This window comes from Vibrio sp. ES.051, assembly GCF_002563795.1.
In the GTDB taxonomy this organism is placed as follows: domain Bacteria; phylum Pseudomonadota; class Gammaproteobacteria; order Enterobacterales; family Vibrionaceae; genus Vibrio.
In genome coordinates this window covers 104475-125844 of the sequence record NZ_PDJL01000003.1, presented here as the reverse complement: position 1 = coordinate 125844, position 21370 = coordinate 104475, and the positions used below count along the sequence as shown (strand labels likewise).

General features: G+C 45.4%; 21 protein-coding genes and 1 pseudogene. 13 read left to right on the top strand and 9 right to left on the bottom strand.

The genetic code is table 11. From position 1 onward, the window contains the following. Positions 1 to 2 precede the first annotated feature (2 nt). The 4 genes from ATG66_RS01250 to ATG66_RS01235 form a co-directional block, all read right to left on the bottom strand. Complete coding sequence (locus ATG66_RS01250) at positions 3 to 197, bottom strand: hypothetical protein (protein WP_098413602.1); 195 nt, start codon at positions 195 to 197, stop codon at positions 3 to 5. 381 nt (positions 198 to 578) lie between these two features. Next, on the bottom strand, positions 579 to 788 hold the full coding sequence (nqrM, locus tag ATG66_RS01245) for a (Na+)-NQR maturation NqrM (protein ID WP_098413601.1): 210 nt from the start codon (positions 786 to 788) through the stop codon (positions 579 to 581). Between the two features lies 1 nt (position 789). Continuing rightward, a complete protein-coding gene (locus tag ATG66_RS01240) occupies positions 790 to 1290 on the bottom strand; it encodes a NifB/NifX family molybdenum-iron cluster-binding protein (RefSeq protein ID WP_098413600.1) in 501 nt (166 codons plus the stop codon). Continuing rightward, positions 1287 to 1577: a DUF134 domain-containing protein gene (locus ATG66_RS01235; RefSeq protein WP_098413599.1), complete on the bottom strand. Its 291-nt coding sequence runs from the start codon at positions 1575 to 1577 to the stop codon at positions 1287 to 1289. Before ATG66_RS01235 ends, ATG66_RS01240 begins: the two co-directional genes overlap by 4 nt. A 358-nt stretch (positions 1578 to 1935) precedes the next feature. Between ATG66_RS01235 and ATG66_RS01230 the strand changes: the two genes are divergently transcribed. The 4 genes from ATG66_RS01230 (at position 1936) to ATG66_RS01215 (ending at position 5921) form a co-directional block, all read left to right on the top strand. After that, positions 1936 to 2925 carry an ABC transporter substrate-binding protein gene (locus tag ATG66_RS01230; protein ID WP_098413598.1) on the top strand — a complete coding sequence of 330 codons (990 nt, stop codon included), beginning with the start codon at positions 1936 to 1938 and terminating at the stop codon, positions 2923 to 2925. Positions 2926 to 3056: 131 nt separating this feature from the next. Beyond that, positions 3057 to 3956, top strand: coding sequence for an ABC transporter permease (locus ATG66_RS01225; protein ID WP_098413597.1), 900 nt, complete (start codon positions 3057 to 3059; stop codon positions 3954 to 3956). After that, positions 3949 to 5172, top strand: coding sequence for a quaternary amine ABC transporter ATP-binding protein (locus tag ATG66_RS01220; RefSeq protein ID WP_098413596.1), 1224 nt, complete (start codon positions 3949 to 3951; stop codon positions 5170 to 5172). Before ATG66_RS01225 ends, ATG66_RS01220 begins: the two co-directional genes overlap by 8 nt. A gap of 248 nt (positions 5173 to 5420) precedes the next feature. After that, positions 5421 to 5921 (top strand): copper resistance protein NlpE, encoded by a 501-nt coding sequence (locus tag ATG66_RS01215; RefSeq protein WP_098413595.1) that lies wholly within the window; start codon positions 5421 to 5423, stop codon positions 5919 to 5921. 203 nt (positions 5922 to 6124) lie between these two features. Here the strand turns inward: ATG66_RS01215 and ATG66_RS01210 are convergent, their stop codons facing one another. Continuing rightward, positions 6125 to 7009, bottom strand: coding sequence for a LysR family transcriptional regulator (locus ATG66_RS01210; protein WP_098413594.1), 885 nt, complete (start codon positions 7007 to 7009; stop codon positions 6125 to 6127). 94 nt (positions 7010 to 7103) lie between these two features. On the opposite strand from ATG66_RS01210, the gene ATG66_RS01205 reads away from it, so the two are divergent. Beyond that, positions 7104 to 8000 (top strand): DMT family transporter, encoded by an 897-nt coding sequence (locus ATG66_RS01205; protein WP_098413593.1) that lies wholly within the window; start codon positions 7104 to 7106, stop codon positions 7998 to 8000. A 63-nt stretch (positions 8001 to 8063) separates the two neighbouring features. Here ATG66_RS01205 and ATG66_RS01200 read toward each other — a convergent pair whose 3' ends face one another. From ATG66_RS01200 to pncB, 3 genes are all read right to left on the bottom strand, one after another. Further along, positions 8064 to 8582, bottom strand: coding sequence for a glycine zipper 2TM domain-containing protein (locus ATG66_RS01200; protein WP_098413592.1), 519 nt, complete (start codon positions 8580 to 8582; stop codon positions 8064 to 8066). Between the two features lie 292 nt (positions 8583 to 8874). Then, complete coding sequence (locus ATG66_RS01195) at positions 8875 to 9234, bottom strand: acyl-CoA synthetase (protein ID WP_098413591.1); 360 nt, start codon at positions 9232 to 9234, stop codon at positions 8875 to 8877. Between the two features lie 167 nt (positions 9235 to 9401). Continuing rightward, entirely contained in the window at positions 9402 to 10712 is a 1311-nt protein-coding gene (gene pncB, locus ATG66_RS01190; RefSeq protein WP_098413590.1) for a nicotinate phosphoribosyltransferase, read from the bottom strand. A gap of 294 nt (positions 10713 to 11006) precedes the next feature. On the opposite strand from pncB, the gene ATG66_RS01185 reads away from it, so the two are divergent. The 3 genes from ATG66_RS01185 to ATG66_RS01175 are packed head-to-tail and all read left to right on the top strand — an operon-like array spanning position 11007 to position 12806. Beyond that, positions 11007 to 11732 carry an NUDIX domain-containing protein gene (locus ATG66_RS01185; RefSeq protein ID WP_098413589.1) on the top strand — a complete coding sequence of 242 codons (726 nt, stop codon included), beginning with the start codon at positions 11007 to 11009 and terminating at the stop codon, positions 11730 to 11732. A 32-nt stretch (positions 11733 to 11764) separates the two neighbouring features. Further along, complete coding sequence (locus ATG66_RS01180; RefSeq protein ID WP_098413588.1) at positions 11765 to 12418, top strand: isochorismatase family protein; 654 nt, start codon at positions 11765 to 11767, stop codon at positions 12416 to 12418. Positions 12419 to 12449: 31 nt separating this feature from the next. Beyond that, entirely contained in the window at positions 12450 to 12806 is a 357-nt protein-coding gene (locus tag ATG66_RS01175; RefSeq protein ID WP_098413587.1) for a VOC family protein, read from the top strand. A gap of 91 nt (positions 12807 to 12897) precedes the next feature. Here ATG66_RS01175 and ATG66_RS21140 read toward each other — a convergent pair. Then, positions 12898 to 12999, bottom strand: a pseudogene (locus ATG66_RS21140) (DNA-binding transcriptional regulator YciT); the annotation flags it as partial. A gap of 78 nt (positions 13000 to 13077) precedes the next feature. On the opposite strand from ATG66_RS21140, the gene ATG66_RS01165 reads away from it, so the two are divergent. The 5 genes from ATG66_RS01165 (at position 13078) to ATG66_RS01145 (ending at position 21333) form a co-directional block, all read left to right on the top strand. Further along, positions 13078 to 13557 (top strand): peptide-methionine (S)-S-oxide reductase, encoded by a 480-nt coding sequence (locus ATG66_RS01165; protein ID WP_179885603.1) that lies wholly within the window; start codon positions 13078 to 13080, stop codon positions 13555 to 13557. Between the two features lie 476 nt (positions 13558 to 14033). Next, positions 14034 to 14474: a PTS sugar transporter subunit IIA gene (locus tag ATG66_RS01160; protein ID WP_098413585.1), complete on the top strand. Its 441-nt coding sequence runs from the start codon at positions 14034 to 14036 to the stop codon at positions 14472 to 14474. Between the two features lie 11 nt (positions 14475 to 14485). Beyond that, complete coding sequence (locus ATG66_RS01155) at positions 14486 to 15880, top strand: fructose-specific PTS transporter subunit EIIC (protein WP_098413584.1); 1395 nt, start codon at positions 14486 to 14488, stop codon at positions 15878 to 15880. A gap of 120 nt (positions 15881 to 16000) precedes the next feature. Next, complete coding sequence (locus ATG66_RS01150) at positions 16001 to 18835, top strand: GH92 family glycosyl hydrolase (protein WP_098413583.1); 2835 nt, start codon at positions 16001 to 16003, stop codon at positions 18833 to 18835. A gap of 77 nt (positions 18836 to 18912) precedes the next feature. Further along, positions 18913 to 21333 carry a GH92 family glycosyl hydrolase gene (locus ATG66_RS01145; RefSeq protein WP_098413582.1) on the top strand — a complete coding sequence of 807 codons (2421 nt, stop codon included), beginning with the start codon at positions 18913 to 18915 and terminating at the stop codon, positions 21331 to 21333. The last annotated feature ends 37 nt before the right edge of the window (positions 21334 to 21370 follow it).

Genomic DNA, 21370 nt, shown 5'->3' with positions numbered 1-21370 from the left:
ATTTACTTGTCTAGAGACAAGCCGATCTGACTGATTTTACTTTCAAATTCTTCGACACTGCTCGCTCTGTAAGTTGGAGCACCGTTAAAGTAACGCGGTTTTTCCGGCAGCATCGCATTTTTCAGCTCTTGTTCTTGCTCGACATTGTCATGGTAAACCGTTACACGATTGGGAATATCCTGCTTAATGACAGCCATCTTGATTCTCCTTTTTTAAATCGAATATTAAGCGTAGAACGGAACTGATAATGGGCCAAAGTACCAGTGTAAAATTTAGACCCTTACGGCAATTTTTAACCCTGTGATTGCATTTTTGGGTTTCGGTGTTCTCTTCATTCTTCTTATTCTTGTCACGCGTCACTACGCCAACTGAAGAATGACTAAAGATAGGCAATCCCCTAGCAATGCGCAGCCCCACGAAATAGGCAAGATAAAGCCACCTGAAAACGTTTGTGACTACAGTCGCTTTAGCAAAATGGATTGGGAGAAACGTGGTTAACCTACTGGTCTCGGGAGAAAGCCCACAAATCAGTAGGTATATTTCGTTGATATAAGCATGATCTTAATGGGCGAAAAAGTTTAACGCTCAGGCGACGAGTTAGGCTCAGAAATTTGATATAAACGACGCTCTGACTCTGCACAAGAGGTTTCGCAATTACACACCTTATCAACGCCTACATGATTCAAGCCACCACAACTGCCTTGAATACGTTTGTTGTGAAAGATCACCCCAAGTGACATCAACAAAATAATCGCGAGAAAACCAATAAAAGTAAATAACCACACCATATTAATCTGCCTTATGAACAGAAGCCCGTAAACTAAGTATAGCTGGGCTAGATTTCATGGTGAACGCGGTATCGAGTTGTTTTGGCCGAGCTAGCAGTGAAGGCTTCGTTGCTTTGCCACCACAGCGGCATGAATCACATCCACCCTTTTTCTTATGGTTTGTAGAAGGACGGCCCTGAGATCGATCAGTCAATCGCTCTCTTGATACTCCGAGAACATCTTCTAACGAGCTACGGGTTAACAGCCTGAATACTTGTGTGCCATCACGAAGCAGTTTTTCCAGCGCTCGTTCACCAATATTACGCACTAAAACGGCATCCACATTGTACTCTTGTAATGACTGAATCAGCTGAGACTTCGCGTGGCAGCCAGATTGTGGCATCGAAGCGATGTTCACTAAGTTTTTTAATATTCCGTCAGTATCAGAACAAATTGCAATGTATGGCGCTTTAACAAAATGGTTTGCCACTCGCTCACCATCATTAGGAACCGCATAAATCATAAGTTTGACTCCTCATTCGGAAAAACTAACGCATGACCTTCAACTAAGCTTTTTGCGACTTTTAATCGCGCACTTTTTACTGTATTACCAAAAGTTTGTCTCGATACCCCCATCTGATCTGCCGCTTGTTGTTGACTAAGTTCTTCTAAATCTGCCAAGCGCAAAGCTTCCAGCTCTTCTGGTAATATGACAACTTGTTCCAGTTGGTAGAATGGCACCCCATTAGGTTTGAAACAATCGTGTGCAGCGCGTCCGCATATTCGTCTTTCTATCTTTGGTCTTGCCATCATTATTCCTCTAAAACATCACGTCAACTTACGCTCAAATATGGCATATGCCAATAATATTGTTGGCATATGCTAACAATCTAAGTTTGCAAAAATCGTGTCATACACGTTGTTACGAACTGCGACTAAGGGAATTTCATTAGACACCTAATGATTTAGCAGTCTTGTCAACGAACCAATAGAAAAACATTTTTGCTCATTTAAATAACAAAAGTGTTAATTTGCGCAGACTTTTCATACAAATACGCGCTAATGTATTCATTTGCTTGGATAAGGAAACTTATAATCCAGACAATTCATTAATTTGAACACGAATGATTATTTTATTAAAAAGTGCCATTAGAGAAAGGAACTCAATATGAAGTACAAAGCCTCTTTATTCATCATAATGAGCGCACTAGCGACCCACGCACATGCCGACGAGTGTGGCCGCGTCACTATTGCCGATATGAACTGGAACTCAGCAACACTCATGGCGAATGTCGACCGCTTTATTCTTGAACATGGATACGGCTGCGATGCAGAGCTCATACCAGGCGATACCATGCCAACCGGCACCTCAATGATCGAAAAAGGGCAACCAGATGTCGCCCCTGAGCTTTGGAGTAATAGCTTAAAAGATGCGTTAGAAAAAGGCGTTGCCGAAAAACGTCTACGCTTTGCTGGTAAATCATTAACCGACGGCGGCGAGGAAGGCTTTTGGGTTCCTGCTTACTTAGTAAAACAATACCCAGAACTCAAAACCATTGAAGGCGTGAAAAAACACGCGAAATTATTTTCTCACCCAGAAGATGATTCCAAATCGGCCTTTTATAGCTGCCCTGCTGGCTGGAACTGCCAAATCAGTACTGGCAACCTCTATAGAGCAATGAAACTGAATGAGGCAGGGTTCGATATTATCGATCCTGGTTCAAGCGCGGGTCTATCAGGCTCGATTGCCAAAGCATACGAGCGTGAAGAAGCTTGGTTTGGTTATTACTGGGCACCGACGGCAGTACTCGGAAAGTACGATATGGTGAAAGTCGACTTTGGGAGCGGAGTCAACCTTGACGAATTCGTAAACTGCACCACTCACGCCTATTGTGATGATCCAAAACCAACGATGTACCCTGTATCACCTGTTCATACCATTACAACCGAAGCTTTTGCAAACCGTGCACCGCAAGCTTATCAATACTTTACTAAGCGCGGATTTACTAATGCAGATATGAACCAGCTGTTGGCGTGGATGGAAGATAACCAAGCGGACGGTGAAGAGACCATGTTCTACTTTTTAGAAAACTACCCGCAAATTTGGACCCACTGGGTATCACAAGATGTCGCCGACAAAGTTCAGCGCGCGCTATAAGCTTTGGACATTAATACCCAAACAGACCCAATGCTAGTCAAACACACAGACTACGAAATCGTCATTTTGGGTATAAGCAAATGTTGTATGCCGAGGTAACCTCTCGCTTCGGCAAGAAAAAGGAAGTAACTATGTCTGACTCGAACTGGCTGAGCGAATTCCCAGAAATGGATCGCTCAGATCTCAGGATGATTCGAAAAACTTTAGATGGCGCCTACCGAGACTTTTCTCGAGAATATGGCGAACTGATTGAATCCTTATTTGATCCTCTCCTTTCGTTTCTTGTTTGGTTTGAAAACCTTCTCATTTCCACGCCTTGGTTCATCATACTGGGTGTGAGTACCGTTCTGGTTTACGCCGCGAGTCGCTCTTGGAAACTCGCCGTGGCTTGTTTCGGTTCGCTCATTTTGATTGGGTACTTCGGGATGTGGGAAGACACCATGCGCACACTGAGCATCATTACGGTCTGTACTATGCTCGCAATAGCACTCGGCATTCCTATCGGCATAGTAATGGCACGCTCTAATCGTATTCAGTCCGTTGTGACGCCATTGTTAGACGTGATGCAAACCATGCCTGCGTTTGTTTACCTTATCCCAGTTGTGATGCTATTGGGGATAGGAAAAATTCCGGGCCTGATTGCCGTGGTTATTTATGCGATTCCTCCTGTGATTCGTCTGACCAATTTAGGTATTCGACTCGTCGATAAAGAAGTACTGGAAGCCGCAACCGCGTTTGGTGCAAGCAGCAATCAGCGCCTCTTTGGTGTCCAGTTACCGCTCGCGATGCCAACCATCATGGCAGGGATTAACCAAACCATCATGATGGCACTTTCGATGGTGGTGATCGCGTCGATGATTGGTGTGAAAGGCTTAGGGCAACCCGTTTTAAAGTCCATTACGAATCAATACTTCACTCTCGGGCTGTTGAATGGTTTAGCCATTGTTGCCTTGGCGATTCTCTTCGACCGTGCGTCACAAGCTTATGCAAAACGTACTCAGGCCCATTTAGGAGACTTAAAGCATGACTAGCCCACTTATTGAGATCAGCGGTCTGTACAAAATCTTCGGTCCTAAACCCCAAAGTGTTATTGAACGCGTAAAATCAGGCCAAAGCAAAGATCAAGTACTGGCTGAAACTGGCCATACTGTCGGCCTGAAAAACATTAATCTTCAAATTAATGAAGGCGAAATATTTGTCATTATGGGCCTGTCCGGCTCTGGTAAGTCGACTATGATCCGCCATTTCAACCGCCTAATTGACCCGACCATGGGACAGATTTTGGTGGAAGGTGTGGATGTCATGCAATTGTCTACCAAGGAACTCGAGCAGTTTCGCCGCCATAAAATGTCGATGGTCTTTCAACGTTTCGGTTTGCTGCCTCATCGCACTGTCATAGATAACGTCGCTTATGGCTTAGAAGTACAAGGGATCAGTAAAGAGACTCGCTTAGTAAAAGCCCATGAATGGCTAGAGGCTGTTGGCTTGACGGGATATGAGAACCAATACCCATCTCAGCTTTCTGGCGGCCAACAACAACGTGTTGGTTTGGCGCGAGCACTAGCAACCGATGCGGAAATTCTTCTTATGGATGAAGCATTCTCTGCGCTCGATCCACTCATTCGTAGTGAAATGCAAGATCAATTAATTGAGCTCCAAGAAAAGTTGCACAAAACGATCATCTTTATTACTCACGATTTAGACGAGGCGCTACGCCTTGGCGATCGTATTGCGATTCTTAAAGATGGTGAACTGGTACAACAAGGCTCGCCAGACGAGATTTTACTTCATCCTGCCGATGAGTACGTGGAAGCGTTTGTAAAAGACGTAAACCGAGCACGAGCACTGACCGTCGAGACCGTCATGCAGCCGCCGTCTTACCGAATTGCAGCCACCACGATTGAAGAAGCACTAGCGGAAATGAAACGTGTTAAACGTGATTACGCTTACCACGTCACCGAGGAAGGCTACCAAGGCGTCATTACTCAGCAAGGTCTGTTAGACGCGACCAAGCTACACCGAACGTCTACGTGGGATAACGACATCTATGAAGAGGTGCCCATCATTTCTCCCAACTCCGCGATTGAGAAAGTATTACCAGAAACCATGTCTTGTAACTACTCGCTGCCGGTTGTTGATGAATATGGGCATTTACAAGGTGAATTGGAGCGCAATGCCGTGGCTGGTATATTTGCCGATGATACCGAGCGAGGTGCTGTCCGTTCAAAGATCGACAAAGCCTCTTAGCCTTTTCAATCAAACGGCCCACTTTAACGTGGGCCGTTTTACTTTTGACAGACTAAAAAGTGCCGCAGCTAAGTTCACTCTTTATAATTCCTTCACGTTTACATTATTCTGATTTTCCTGACAATTTTATACTTAACCTTGATTTTATTGACATCGATAGATCATTCTATTGCTTTTTTATGACGTAACTCTCCGACAAATATCTATTATTACTCTCATACAAAATCTTTATTTAAAGAGGGATAACAATGAAAAAAGTATTATTGGCATTAACAGGCGCAGTCATCATTCTTACAGGCTGTCAAGATGAGAAACCGACCGACACAAGCGCTGTTGAAGTACCCCCAGAAACAGAAGTCACCACAGAGGCGTTGCCAGTAGAAGAAGAGCAAGTCATTACTGCTGAAACGTTTATGGACTCTGAACATAACGCTCAAAATGCATTGGACTGGAATGGCACTTATAAAGGTACGCTTCCATGTGCAGATTGCTCAGGTATTGATACGACACTCATACTCAATCAAGACGGCACTTATATGCTAGAAGAAAGTTACCAAGACAAAGAAGATGGTCAGTCAAAATCTGAAGGTCAGTTTACTTGGGACGCAAACGGTAGCATCGTTACATTAGCAAACGAAGAAGTACCAAATCAGTACTTCGTTGGTGAAAACGTACTGATGAAATTAGACATGAACGGTGAAAAAGTAACGGGTGACCTAGCACCGTTATACAACTTAACGAAACAATAATAAGTTAGTATCGAGACCTGATAAATAATCTAAATCCGAGCCACCCCAGCTCGGATTTTTTATTTGCCCATCCTTAAGCACGTCATGCAGTCCATTTCACTCGGTTTCCAAACCACGTTGATTTTAATGAATCAAAACTCAATAAAACATGAAATGTTTAGACATAATCTTGCCACTTTCTTAGCCATGATAATTTAATTATTTCACAAACACTGCTGTTTCAACCAGTTAGTGAGTTTTATAATCTCCGTTTGTTTGGCTCGACTTTTCTTATGAATAAAGTAAAAACTGTCGCCAGTTTCTAACCCATGGGAAGGGATATAGACTAAATCGTGCGCCTTATCGCGCTCATTGAGCATAAAATCATTCGCAAACGCGATCCCCTGATCGTAGCGTGCAGCCTCAATCGCTAATAACATATGGCTGAAATGCTGGACATCGACATCCTTAGGTAAAGTGTACCCTCCTGCTTTGCACCACTCTGCCCAATCTTTCCCTCTGTCACGGTAAACAGAGTCGGTCGACAAGATTGGATATCGCCAAAACGCCTCAGGAATAGGCTGATCTTGTAACTCTTTCCAAACCTTATGGCTACATACTGGGTACAGCGTTTCGGCATACAAATCCACTGCCATATAGTTGCGCTTGGGCTTTTGCACCGTAATAAAGCAGTCTCCAACACTATCCGTCTGCTCAGGATCCCCCACAACCATATTTAATGTGAGGTCGATTTCTGGATGTAAACGCTTAAAATCTGATAAACGTGGGATCAGCCATTTCACGGCTAATGAGCTATAAATAGCTAAGCGTATACTGCCTTTATCTCCCTCTCGCACCTTTTGGCTTGCTATCGCAATTGAGCTAATTGCGGGGCTAATATCTTCTAAATAACGCGCGCCGGTATCCGACAATGACAATTTTCTTCCTTGACGAATAAATAGCGACTCACCTAAGTAATCTTCCAATAATCGTATTTGATGACTGACCGCACTTTGCGTCACATTGAGTTCTTCCGCCGCAAGTGAAAAGCTTGCATTTCGAGCAACAGATTCAAAGCAGTGGACTGCTCTTAGTGGTGGTAATTTCATTATCTAAAAATCTCATACCTAAACTAATAAATATCACTTCACTTCATCCTATGACATCACCTATTCTTTGGCAAAGAGAGAGGAGAGAAAATACGTGAAAGTGACATCTGTTGGCGCAGCTATGCTGCTATTAATTGTTGGGAATCTCATTGCGGTACTGTCAGACTCTTTGATCAAAAGTGTCGGTAACGAAGTGCCTATTTTTCAATTTGTCTTTTTCCGACAAGTCTCAGCGGTGCTTTTCTTACTTCCTGTGTATTTGCTTACCAAGCAAGCCAACTTTCTTGAAGGGTTTAAATGGCATGCCGTCCGTGCTCACGTATGGTTGCTTGGCGCAATATTTATGGTCTTAGCGATCTCATCTTTGCCGCTCGCAACCGCGAACGCCATTTTTTATGCTGCGCCACTGATTATGCTCCCTTTAGCCGCTATTTTTCTCGGGGAGAAACTGTCAAAGCAATCCATTGCTGCTGCAATCATGGGCTTCGCGGGTGTCTTAGTCATTATTCGCCCAGATCAAATCGATTGGGCTGCGATTTATGCTTTGGTAGTGGCAGTTACTTTGGCAATCAATAATTTATTGATCCGTAAGCTGCCAAGAAACCAGTCAGTGGTACAAACACTGCTCATGACCAACCTGACCGGCATTCCGGTGGCTTTTTTGCTTGTCATGATCGAAGCCAAGCCATGGGACTGGAGCGCCTTCCCTGTCGCAGCTGGTTCAAGTTTGTTCATCATGATTTATGCCGCAACGTGTGTAATGGCTTATCGCTCTATCGACAGCAATAAAATCGCCAGTGCAGAATACAGTGGCCTAATTGGGGCGGTATTTGTCGGGTTAATTTGGTTTGGAGAAGTACCCGATATTTTCATGGCGATCGGTACCATAATGATTGTTGTGCCATTGGTTTGGTTATCGAAACGCGAACGCCGCAAGAAAAAGTTGCAAGCTCAACAAGCAAGCGAACAGCAGAAGGCGCACGCGACCTAATATTGGCACACAAAAACCCTTTTATCCAAAGGATAAAAGGGTTTTGCTCAACTCAGTATCCCATTATTGTGGTAAAACGACCTCACCCTCTTGAATTGGGAATGTTTTTGTCGCTGGTTTGCTCGTTAAACGAACCGTTGTCGGCGCGCCAGCCACCTCATACGTGACATCGTAACCAACGACTTTGTCCGATGCTGTGTATTCTGTATGGCACTGTTTCTTCGTCGTGGTAACAACATTACCTTTTTGAACGTTTTCTTGGATCGTCCGCCCCGTTAGCGCACCTGCAATTGTGCCTGCAGCCGTCGCAATCACTTTACCCGAACCACCACCAATTTGATTACCCAATGCTGCACCTGCCGCTGCGCCACCTACAGTACCAATAATTTTGTTGTCATCCTTAGGCGCAGCTTGTTGGGTTACAACCACATCTTTACATACTTGATGAGGTTGTTGGACGGTTTCTGTTACCGCTTCAACCAACGTTATATTCGCATGTGTTGGCGGCGGCGGTGTCTTGTCTTTACAACCAGCAAGTACCGCAACAACGGCCGCTGCAATAGCAATAGATTTTATCTTCATGTTTACGTTCCAGTATGATTCTCTTTCGTTGGCGCTATAGTAAATCGCGAACCAAAATTCACATCAGGTGAAAACCAACCCTCTGTCATTAGCGAGTAAAGAAACGGTGTTTTATAAGAAGTCCGTCAAAAGAAACCCAGTTGAATGTCAACTGAACCACAATCACATCATTGGGGTTTATTATTGAAAGTCGATATATCAAAGTATGGCGCCTAACTCACTTTGATCATCACTCCAATAAAGCGAGTTAGTGCATGTGAGCCATACATGGATCACTCTAACGTCGAGTTTATTAAGCCAAGCTCAAAAATAACTCATCATCTGTTAAATACTTATGCCGATGGGTTACGTTACGCAAATGCATAAACATAAAGTCTGGAAAGCCAGGGGCAATGATGTGGTTTGGTTCCCAGCATACGCCACCGACAAACACATATCGTCCTTGCTTTTCATCGTCATGAAGTGGGTTATTCAACGGCGAAGACAGCTCCGCTCGACAACCTTCGACAACACAGACGATTTGCCCTTTAAACAACCCCACCACTCGTTTGACAAGGTTTGCCTTAATCCCGCATTTCCATGCTTGGCGCGTCGCCATCTCATATCCGTATTTTCTGACCGTTTGCTTTTGCAAATGCACAACTAAATTCATTTCTGACTCCTGATTCAAACTGCTACGCGAAGCCCAAAGTCATAAAAAAACAGATAGACATAGATAAACAGACCCTAGTGTTACTATAACCAAATCACCCTCTACGTTTAGCTATATAAATTTATCGTAACGATAGAGGGTGGTTATCAAGGCGTGGGAATGTACGCTCATGCGTCGATGAGGTAGTCTTGGCCTTCCGTTTCTAGGCGATCAATCAGTTTGCGGCACTCATTTAAATCAAGTGGTTGTTCAAAACGGCGCTTTAAATTCATCAAAAAGAAGATATCTTCACACATTGCTTTCTCAGGCTCATCACTGATTTTAGCGACCGGTGAACCATTGCACGTCACCATTTTGATCACAATAGAGAGCGGCTGATAAGCTTCCCCCTTGTCGTTGACATAATCTCCCATGTCGTTGGCAAGAAAAGTACCAATACCAAAGCTGACTTGAATACGTCCTTGAAAATACTCACAAATATCTAACGCTTCTTCAAAGTTGAGTCCGTCAGTAAATACGAGTGTTTTCGTCAATGGTTCGATATTGAGTGACTGGTAATGTGCGATCATTTTCTCGCCCCAGCGGTAAGGGCATCCGCTATCATGACGCACGCCAAGATAAGCGTTACTGAGCTCTTCATCAAAATCTTTGAGAAACGCATCAATACCAATCGTGTCGGTAAGCGCAATACCCAGCGCGCCATTAAACATTTGTTGCCAGCGTTGCAATGCCACTTTTTGCGAATCTCGCACATTGACGAGGGCTTGATGTCCCATAAACCATTCATGCGCCACGGTACCGATTGGGGTCAGATCCAACTTGCGTGCTAAGTGATAGTTACTCGTTCCCGTTAAGCATTCCGGCACTTCTTTGCATAAATACTCCAACATCGTTCGCTGAGCTAGAAAAGAGAAACGACGCCGTGTCGACATATCAGAAAACCGAAAGTTGGTAATATTACGCCGTTTAAGCTCTGATTTCAGGTAACGAACTTTGTCTTCCAGCACGGTTTGAAATTGCTCGAACGGGATCGCAGACCAACGTTGACGGCTGCGAACTTCAGACACAATGCTCATGATGATGGTTTCGTACAAAATTGTCTCTCTCCACAAACCATGAATGGTGATACGCAATTGGCTGGTGCCATCGGGCATGATTTTATTATGGAAAGAAACATCACTTTGAGGATTAAAACGGAAATGGCGTAAGGCGTCGACAAAACTTGGATTGAGATAAGGCGCGACACGCTTGATGTACTCAATCTCTTCTTGGGTAAAGCGAACATCTGCGAGTTTGAGTACTTCTGCTTTTACCTCTGGTAGCAATTCAGACAAGTCTTCGGCACTACGTACAATAAATTTATATGACACCATCGCATCAGGATACAGCGCGGCGGCGGCACTCATCATATTGACTTTGTAGACATCAAAGTCCAAAGCGCTTTGAATGATGCGAGAAGAAAATAGTTTGGTGGTCATTAGGTGCCCTTCTACACGCCCTTGGGTATATAACTTTTTGTTACTAACTAAATTGCGTAAACAATAAACACCCAACTTACGTTTGTCAAACTTTGTTACTAACCATTCATTTATATAAGGTTTTTCCGTTCAAATATTCATCATGCCTTGTGCATAAGTCACCACTGGCGGAACTTTTATACCCATCACTAGATCGCATAATTAATGATAATGTATATAACAGCTCGTTACTTACCATTGATTGGCTACTAGTTATGCGCTAGATTACTTACAAATCAATATTAGGACCCAACCATGATCGTAACTGTCGACATTATTCCATTCAGGTTATCTGGCTGTGCCAATAAGGGATTGGAAGTGTTGTTGATTAAACGTTCAAATCCAAATCGGCCATACCATGGTGTCTGGGCACTACCGGGAGGATTTGTCTTTGATAAAGACCTAACCCGTGAAGGCGGACGCCCAGCCGATGAAAATTTTGAAGCGGCCCGTCGCCGAATTTGCCGCGAAAAAATCCACACCTATCCTCGCCACTTCAGTGAAGCATTTATTGACGGTGATCCTAAGCGAGATCCAGAAGATTGGAGCTTAAACATTACTCACTACGCTTTGGTTGATCGCAACAACGTCGAGCAAATCAATAACGCGGGTGTGCCAGAATGTCAGCTAAAGTGGTTCCCTCTGCAAGCGATTCTCAATGGTCAAGAAACCTTAGCGTTTGACCATCAAAAAACCATTGAAAGAGCATGGCAGAAACTTCGAGCATCAATTGAATACACATCGGTGCTTTTATTTGCATTAGACAAAGAGTTTTTGGTCGCAGACATCATCTCTGCATATCAGGAGTTTGGTATCGATATCAGCCGTATGACCATTAAGCGGCGCTTGATTGATTCAGGGGTGTTGCAACCGACCAACAAAGTCGCTTCAACCAACAAGGGAAAAGGTGGTAAGCCCGCCATGGTGTATACACTCACCAGCGACGAAGTCACCTTCTTTCAAAACTGTTTGCGTGGCTAAACGCAGATAACCAGACAGACAAGGAGTCTGCCATGACTGTTCGAGTTAACTTTCAAACGACGGCCGTGATCGACGTTGATCCTGAGAAAGGCTTTAGTGAACTCTGCCCAAATGAATTACCTGTGGCAGGTGCATTAGAGATTGTTCCTGAGCTTTTAAATAATCACGCGAAGGGCCGTCTTAAGCTCGTCAGCCGTGATCTACATCCTCCGAAAGCCAAGTGGGATGCAGAAACGCCAGCCAACATGCTTGAGCCCGTCGACCTACCGAATGTGGACATAAAATGGAACCACCATTGTGTGCTTGGCACGACAGGTTCAGAACTGTTAGATGGTTTACCACCAGTATTGGACTATGATTTTCAAGTTAACAAAGGCATGGATCCCGATGCGCACCCTTATGGTATTTTCTTTCATGACATTGCCGATACCAAAACCACTGGTGCGCATGAATTCCTAACATGCAACGGCATCGATACCTTAGTCGTCGGCGGACTCGCGCTCGATTTTTGTGTCAAGACATCCGTTCTACAAGCGTTAGCGTTGGGGTATAACGTTGTGGTCAATCTCGCGGCAACTCGTGCGGTGTTAGCAGATGGTGTTGATAGTGTGCTTGCTGATTTAAAAGAAAAAGGCGCAGTTTTTGTCGATAAAGCCGATGACATCATCGTTGAAAAGTTTGCTTAATGACATGAAATGAACGGATAAGGATTTCACCATGCATCAACATGAAAAATTAAATTACGTTGAATTTGGTTCCACAAACATACTCGCAACCAAACAATTTTTTGAGCGTGCGTTTGCTTGGGAGTTTATCGATTACGGCCCAGGGTACACCGCATTTTCTGGACAAGGGTTGGATGGTGGATTCTTTCAATCGGAATTTGTTAATCAAACCGCCAATGGTGGTGCTTTGCTCGCCTTTTATAGTGCCGATATTCAGGCCACATTGGCGAAAGTGGAGCAGTTTGGCGGACAAATTATCCGTCCGATTTTTGAATTTCCGGGCGGCTGTCGATTCCACTTCGCCGAGCCAAGTGGGAATGAATTCGCAGTATGGTCTGAAAGCCGTTGAGTTAAAAAACGAGTACTCCCCTAACACTACGTCACGCCCAGCTTTTTAAGCGATTCTAGGTCGATTTTGGAGCGGCCTTATCGGTTAATCACACCGACATTTCGTTGGTGTTGCCAATAGAAGATGGGTAAATTTGGCCAAATTTTCTGGAATGCGTTAGGACAATATTACGTCGTTTTTCAGTGATAATGGTGACGCCACCACGCTTAGCTAACGTGCGAGCTAGCACAGCCAGTAGATAATGCGTCAAACTTTAAATGAGATGAAAATGATGGAACAAATATACTTTGCTGGCGGTTGCCTATGGGGAGTGCAAGAGTTTATGCGTAACCTCCCTGGCGTACTCAGCACTGAAGCGGGACGGGCGAATGGCACAACCAATTCGACTCAAACCGAATACGATGGCTACGCAGAATGCGTCCGAGTTCAATTTGACTCAGAGCAAGTCTCGATTGAAACTTTAATGGGCTATTTCTTTGAGATCATCGATCCATACAGCCTCAACCAACAAGGCAACGACGTTGGCGAGAAATACCGCACTGGTATCTACAGCCAAAATGATCAGCACCTGAGCATCACGACAGCTTTTATTGCCGCAAGAGAAGACGCCGATAAGATCGTGGTGGAAGTCTTGCCGCTGAGAAATTATGTTCCAAGCGCTCACGAACATCAAGACAGACTGACACGCTTCCCAAATGACTATTGTCATATCCCATTGGATTTATTGCATAAGTATAAAAATAAATCATAATCTCTCTCCCTATGCGACCCTTCCTCTCAACCTCCCCTTGGCATTTATTTCAAACCTGACTCAAGTCCGTGCATCAAGGGGAACAAAAGTTTTCATTTCGTCGTAATGCCAACTCTAAAATCAACCCAGAACTCACGGTAAATGGGCCCTGAATGTTCGCCTGAGTTCATTAAAATGGTGGCTGAAGCTGTGTGATACGAAATCTAGCACCCGAGTGGGTGGTCATATATCGAGTGTGATGCGTTATATACACCATAGGTTTCTTCTCTCATTTATATTTTATCTTCACTACTCATTACAAAATAACTGGAATATACGTCACACAACAAAGTTAATAATATTAAGCATTATTAATGACGGCTATCACATTTAATCTTGGGTGATACAAAAATATAGCTATTGTATTTTTTTTACTATTTCCGAAAACAATAACATTAATTAAATTTAAAGCATTACTTCAGTTATCAGAGTCAACAATGATTACAGAGCTAACCAACGTCAATTTAATTAAAGGTTGCCTTCAAGCAAATAATAAAAAAGCGGTATTTGAAGAACTGGCACAGATGCTATTCGAAAGTTATCGAATCAATAGCAAAGAGGTTTTCTTAACCGACATCGAAGCGCGTGAAGCATTGAGCATCACTTCAATGGACGGCATCGCATACCCTCACTCAAAAAGCAAAGCAGTGATAAAGCCAGCCATCGCTGTTGGCGTAAAACACGAAGGTATCGATTATGACGACGAAGAAGGCATCAAGCCAACCGTATTCTTCATGATTGCTTCACCAGACAATGGCGCTGATCACCATATTTACGTTCTTCAAGAATTATTCGGAAAATTTAGCGAAGAATTTATTGAAGATATAAAAAATGCAAAAGATGAACATCAAATACTAAATATTTTAATTAATTCATAAGGCGTGAAATTATGAGTACAATCACAGCTCAAGCTAATAATAGCGACTATAAAAAAACACTCAGCACCATAAAAGGCCATCTTTTATATGGTACTTCTCACATGCTGCCATTTATCGTTGCTGGTGGCGTTCTACTCGCACTGGCGGTAATGGCTTCAGGGAAAGGTGCAGTACCTGCTGACGGCTTACTCGCCGACATTTCAACCATCGGGATTAAAGGTTTAGTACTCTTCCCAATTATTCTTGGTGGCTTCATCGGTTATTCCATTGCAGACAAACCTGCTTTAGCGCCAGCGATGATCTCTTCTGCCATTATGGCGGATATGGGCGGCGGCTTCCTAGGCTGTATCGTTGCGGGCTTCATCGCGGGTGGTGTGGTTCTACAACTTAAAAAGATTCCTCTTTCTGCCAATATGACCGCACTGGGGGCGTACTTTATCTATCCTCTTGTGGGTACTATCGTCTCTGCGGGTATCGTTTTGTGGGGGATCGGTGAGCCAATCAAGCTCTTTATGGCATCAATGAACGAGTTCCTCGCCTCGATGGCGGGCGCATCTAAAATGGTGTTAGGTACAATTCTAGGTGGTATGACGGCCTTCGATATGGGTGGCCCAATCAACAAAGTAGCAACGCTATTTGCTCAAACTCAAGTGGATACTCAACCATGGTTAATGGGTGGTGTTGGTATCGCAATCTGTACACCTCCTCTAGGTATGGCGCTCGCCACTTTCCTCTTTAAGAAGAAGTTCACTCAACAAGAGCAGGAAGCGGGAAAAGCAGCAGCCATTATGGGCTCTATCGGTATCTCTGAAGGTGCAATTCCATTCGCAGCAAACGACCCAATGCGCGTGCTTCCTTCAATCGTTGCCGGTGGTATCGTGGGCTGTGTGTTTGGTTTTCTAACCGACGTCCTACTGCATGCACCATGGGGCGGTCTAATCACTGCACCAGTATCAAGCAACATTCCAATGTACGTTGTGGGCATCGCGCTCGGCTCTTTAACCACCGCGCTTATCGTTGGCCTCTGGAAACCAATTGCTGAAGAAACTGAAGATGAAATGGTAGAAGCAGCCTCTGCACAAGTTCAAGCGGTGCCAACGGCAGGCGAAGGCGAGTATGACATCGTTGCAGTAACCTGTTGCCCATCAGGCGTAGCACACACCTTTATGGCAGCAAAAGCACTAGAGAAAGCTGGCGCCGCGGCTGGTATCAAAATCAAAGTAGAGACCCAAGGTCAAAACGGCATCCAGAACCGCATTAGTGCCCTAGACGTAGCAAATGCCAAGCTGGTTATACTAGCTCACGACATCCAGGTAAAAGATGCCCACCGTTTTGCCAACGCTCAAGTGATCGAATGTTCGACTAAAGAGGCAATGAAGAAAGCCTCTGAACTTATCCAAGCTTAAACCTTAAGCTCCTCCCCCTAAGAGCCCTTCCCCCGGAGGGCTCTGTTTCCAGTTTTTTAAGTTTTAGTAATACCTCTATTTTGGCAACTACCTAAACCTACAACTTACAAGGCTATAAAAATGAAACTCAAACCTTCCTTATTTGCTTGCGCAGTCCTAAGCAGCCTAGTTAGTCTGACTGGCTGTAACGATGAAACCACCAATATTTATGAAGCGGATGACGAGAACAACCCAGCCCTTCCTGAAATTCCAGAAGGCGACAAACCAGTATGTCCTCCCATTGGCGATGGCGACTGTAATGACAAGCCAAATCCAGAAAACCCCGAAATCAACATGGGCGTCCACATTCCTCTCGATTTCTCAGATATGGACGTAACGCGCTATGTGAACCCTTTCATCGGCACAGGTAACCTAGGTAATACTTACCCTGGTGCAACCACACCACACGGCATGGTGCAGCTTTCGCCAAACAACGGTTCTAACGGCTGGGAATACATTTCAGGCTACTACTACCATGATACACGTACCTCTGGTTTCTCTCATACTCACCTTTCCGGAGCTGGTGCGGGCGACTTGAACGACATTCTTGTCATGCCAATCAACTCACGCTCTGATTACATGATCGACGAAGGTTCTGCGACGCTAAACCTAGAAGCCTCTCGCTTCCAACATCGTGATGAGCAAGCCACGGCGGGCTATTACAAAGTTGACTTATTGGATTACGACATCAAAGCTGAGCTAACCGCTTCAGATCGCGTTGGCGTGCATCGTTACACCTTTCCTCGTGATAAGAAGTCAGAAATCATTGTTAACACTGGCTTCAAAATTAACTGGGATTACACCTCAGATTCTTACTTAAAATGGGACAAAGAAAGCAATCGTTTAGAAGGTCACCGTTTCTCAGATGGTTGGGCACCAAGCCAAAAAGAATTCTTCGTGATGGAATTCGACCAACCAATCAAAAACGTTCGTTTTGCTTACTACGATAAAGAGCAAGGTCGTTACATGAACGTGCCAGAAAGCATTACGGAAATCGGTAACGAAACACGCGGCAAGTACCAATACGCGCGTGCTTACGTTGAGTTCGACACCTCAAAAGACGGCTTAACAGTTGAAGCGAAATTGGCGCTATCAAACGTTGAGATCGGCGAGAATGGCAAATCAGGTGCTTCTCTCAACATGACGGAAGTTGCGGGTATGAACTTCGACCAAGTACGCGAAGACGCAACCAAACAGTGGGAAGACGAACTCGGCAAGATCCAAGTCTCGGGCGACGAAGAGTACAAGCAGACGTTCTACACTGCAATGTATCACTCGTACCTAGGTCAAACAATCCATTCTGACTTAGATGGTCGCTACCGCCAAGTTCACCAAGGTCGCAACGCTTACCCAGATGGCAACACGCCTTGGGGCGATAAGGTCGATACGCTGAAAGAGTCGATCCGCACCGCCGATGCCAACAAAGATGGCAAAGCAGACTTCACGCGCTACGACACCTTCTCACTGTGGGATACCTACCGTGCGGTTCAACCGCTGTCTTCGATTCTTGAGCCTGATCGTCTCGCAGACGTGGTGCTGTCTATGCTGTCTTACGCAGAAGAAGAATGGGTGGATGACAAAGACAACGTGCGCAAAGGTCGCCTACCTGAGTGGACATTCAAAGGCAACGAAACGGGCATGATGATGGGCATGCACTCAACGCCTGTGATTCACGATGTGTTGTCGAAAGGCTCGCTAGAAAAACGCATGATCGACCTCGGCTTTACCAAAGCTGAACGCAAAGACGTGAAAGAGCGTCTGGTTGAAGCCATGATCACTGACGCACGCGCGGCAACCAGTGAAGGCGTTGCGTGGATTAAAGAATACGAAGAACAAGGTTACGTGCCAGCGCAATTGCACGACACTCCGCCAGATTCTTACGGCAGTCACTCACCATTCAAAGATGCTTGGACGGCATCTTACTCACTTGAATACTCAATGAATGACTGGGCAATCGCACAATCGATTAAAGAAGTATTTGGTGAGCAAGACCCACGCTACACCGAGTTCGCTAACCGCTCTAAGAACTGGCAAGCGCAATTCGACTTTGGCGGCAAACAATACCAAGGTTGGTTCAAAGCGCGTGACTACGATGGCAGGTTCATTGATGCTGATTGGGTAGATCCAATCACTGGTCGTACAGTAGGTAAAGACTGGCGACCAGACATGTTTAATTGGTCGTTCTCAGAATCAAACGGCTGGCAATACTCGTTCAGTGTTCAGCACGATATTCATGGTTTAATTGACTTGATGACGCGCTTCAACAAGACACAAAACCCAGAAGCAGAGCGCGGTGACTTATTCGCAGCACGCTTAGATGAATACTGGTCAACCTACCCAGACCGCAATGCCGGCGACAACCAATTCCCAGTGTTCAACACCGGTAACGTTGGTCAGCACGTTCAAGGTAATGAACCAGATATTCACGTTCCGTACTTATACAACTACGTTGGTCAACCATGGAAAGGTCAGTCGGCAATCGCAGCAGCAACCAATATTTGCTACAAGAACACCGCTGACGGCATTTGTGGTAACGACGACTTCGGTACGCTCTCTGCGTGGTTCGTGTTCCGTGCGCTTGGCTTCTACCCAGTAAACGCCTCTTCTGGCATCTACGAAATCGGTACTCCGCTGTTTGAAAGCGCATCTATCGATGTCGGCAACAACCAGAAGTTCACGGTTACCGCGAAGAACGTTAGCCGCGAAAACATCTTCATTCAATCAGCTCGCTACAACGGTAAAGACTTCAACCGCACTTACTTGACTCATGATGAAATCATGTACGGCGGTGAGTTGGAGTTCGTGATGGGCGACAAACCAAATCAACGTTGGGGCTCTCTAGATCAAGACCTTCCACCAGCACAAGGTATCGGTGAGTTCTTGCACGAAAACGAAATGCCAACAGGTTCTCGTTAATCCCAATATTTACCTCTCAGTCGGGGGGAAGCACACCCCCGGCATCCCTACAAGCAATAACAAAAATCGGTATGCACATGTTTAAACGTAATCTTATCTCTTTGGCTATCTTGGTTGGTTTGACTGGTGGCCTTGCTGGTTGTAACAACGACAACGATTCTTCCTCTTCACTGCCGGGCGATCCAATTGTTGATCTCGCGGTGTTGAAATACGTCGATCCTATGATCGGCACAGCAGCTTCTGGTCACACTTTTCCGGGCGCGACGATACCAGCAGGTATGGTTCAACTTTCTCCAGATACCTTCATCGGATCGAGCACAGACCACGAATCCGGTCTTAACCCTTGGCACTCGGCTTCTGGCTACTGGGATCCATCTAACTACGAAACAGGCGAAGTGATGCATACAGACGTCCCGTTGTATGGTTTCTCTCATACTCACCTTTCTGGTACAGGCGCAACGGACTTAGGCGACGTCTTGGTTCTGCCATACGCAGACATGGCGAACACACAACTGAACTCCTTCGATAAAGCCAATGAAGAAGCAAGCGCGGGCTACTACAAAACCAAGCTTAACCAAGGTCAAATTGAAGTGGAGCTGAGCGCAACCAAACGCGTTGGTTTGCACAAATACACCTTTGCTGACGGCGCGGACCGCAACGTGAAGTTCGATTTGGGTCATACCCTAATGAACAACAACGGCAAATCTTTGAAGAACAAAGTAGAAGTGGTGGATGAATACACCATTCGCGGTCGTAAAACATCAACAGGTTGGTTCCAAGGGCAAGATCACCAAGGTCAAGACATCTTCTTCTACGCGAAACTCAACCAACCCATCGCGAAAGCACTTTTGGGTGAACAAGACCTAGAGCCAACGCGCGAAATGCGTAATGGTGCAGTTTACTCAGGCGATGACCTGACCGCTTACCTAAACTTCGGCGCAGGTGAAGAGCCAATTGAAATCCGTGTGGGTATCTCTCCTGTTAACTGGCAAGGCGCACAGAAAAACTTAGAAGCGGAAGCGCCAAGTTTTGACCTAGCAAAAGTAAAAGAAGACGCAGAATACGCGTGGGCTGAGAAGCTAGCGAAAATCAAAGTAGAAGGCGGCACAGACGCAGAGAAAACCAATTTCTACACGGGCATGTACCACATGATGATCGCGCCAATTGAGTTCTACGATGTGGATGGTCAATACGTGGATATGCTTGGCACTATACGTACACTGAAAGACGGCGACACACCAAACTACTCTATCTACTCAACGTGGGATACGTTCCGCGCGGTTCACCCAATGTGGACTATCATCGACCCAGATCAAGCCACGCTTTACGTCAAAGACCTGATTCGTAAATCTAACGACGAGTTTGGTCTATTACCAAAATGGGAAGGTCACGGCTCAGAAACGGGGACTATGATCGGCTACCCTTCGGCGGCAATTCTTGGCGATGCGGTAAGTAAAGGCTTGATTGACGCCGAACAAGCGTACACCGCATCGGTGAAATCAGCGCGTTACACACCGTATGAGTACCCACAAATTCATGACGACATCCTAAGCTCACTCATGGCAGGTCAGTTGAACTACCACGAGAAGGAACAGTGTGTTCGTTACCCGAACTGGAACTCAGTGTCGTACTCGTTGGAATTCTCATTCTACGATTGGACAATTGCTGAAATGGCGAAAGCCGCTGGTGATATGGACGCGTATGAAGAGTTCAAAGCACGTTCTTACAACTCTCTAAAACACTGGGATGCAGAAGCAGGTAACGCAGACGGCACAGGCTTCTTCGTACCGACGGAACTCAAAGAAGGCGCCCCATGTGCGCTGAAATACGCTTCAACTGACTTCGACCCATACAAGTCTGACGCTTTCTACTACACCGAAGGTAACGCGTGGCAGTGGCAATGGGCATTCATGCAAGACTTGGACAAGCTGACTGAAATCATGGGCGGCACTCAAGGTCTGAATGACAAGCTGAACAACCTATTTACCGCCGATCCAAACGGCGGTGAAGTGCATCAAGACATGACAGGCTACATCGGTCAGTACATTCACGGTAACGAGCCTTCGCACCACGTAATCTACTTGTATAACCGTACTGAAGAGTCTTACAAGGCGCAGGAATACCTAGACCAAGTTTACGATAAGTTCTACAAACCGACGCCAGACGGCATCATCGGCAACGAAGACGTCGGTCAAATGTCGGCGTGGTACTTGATGTCGGCACTGGGCTTCTACCAAATCTCGCCAACCGATCCAACCTACAGCATCGGTCGTCCAATCTTCGACAAAGCGACGGTAGACATTGGCTCTGGCGCCTTCACGGTAACGGCTGAGAACAACGGTCCAGACAACATCTACATCAAAGAAGTGACCATCAACGGTAAGCCTCTGGACGTGTACAACACCTTCCAGTACCACGAATTCAAAGCAGGCGGCGAACTGCACTTCGTGATGACGGCTGATAAGTCTGAAGCAATGCAAGCCAACCTAGGCGAATAATGATTTTGAGGGGACCTCGTGTCCCCCTTTTCTCGTG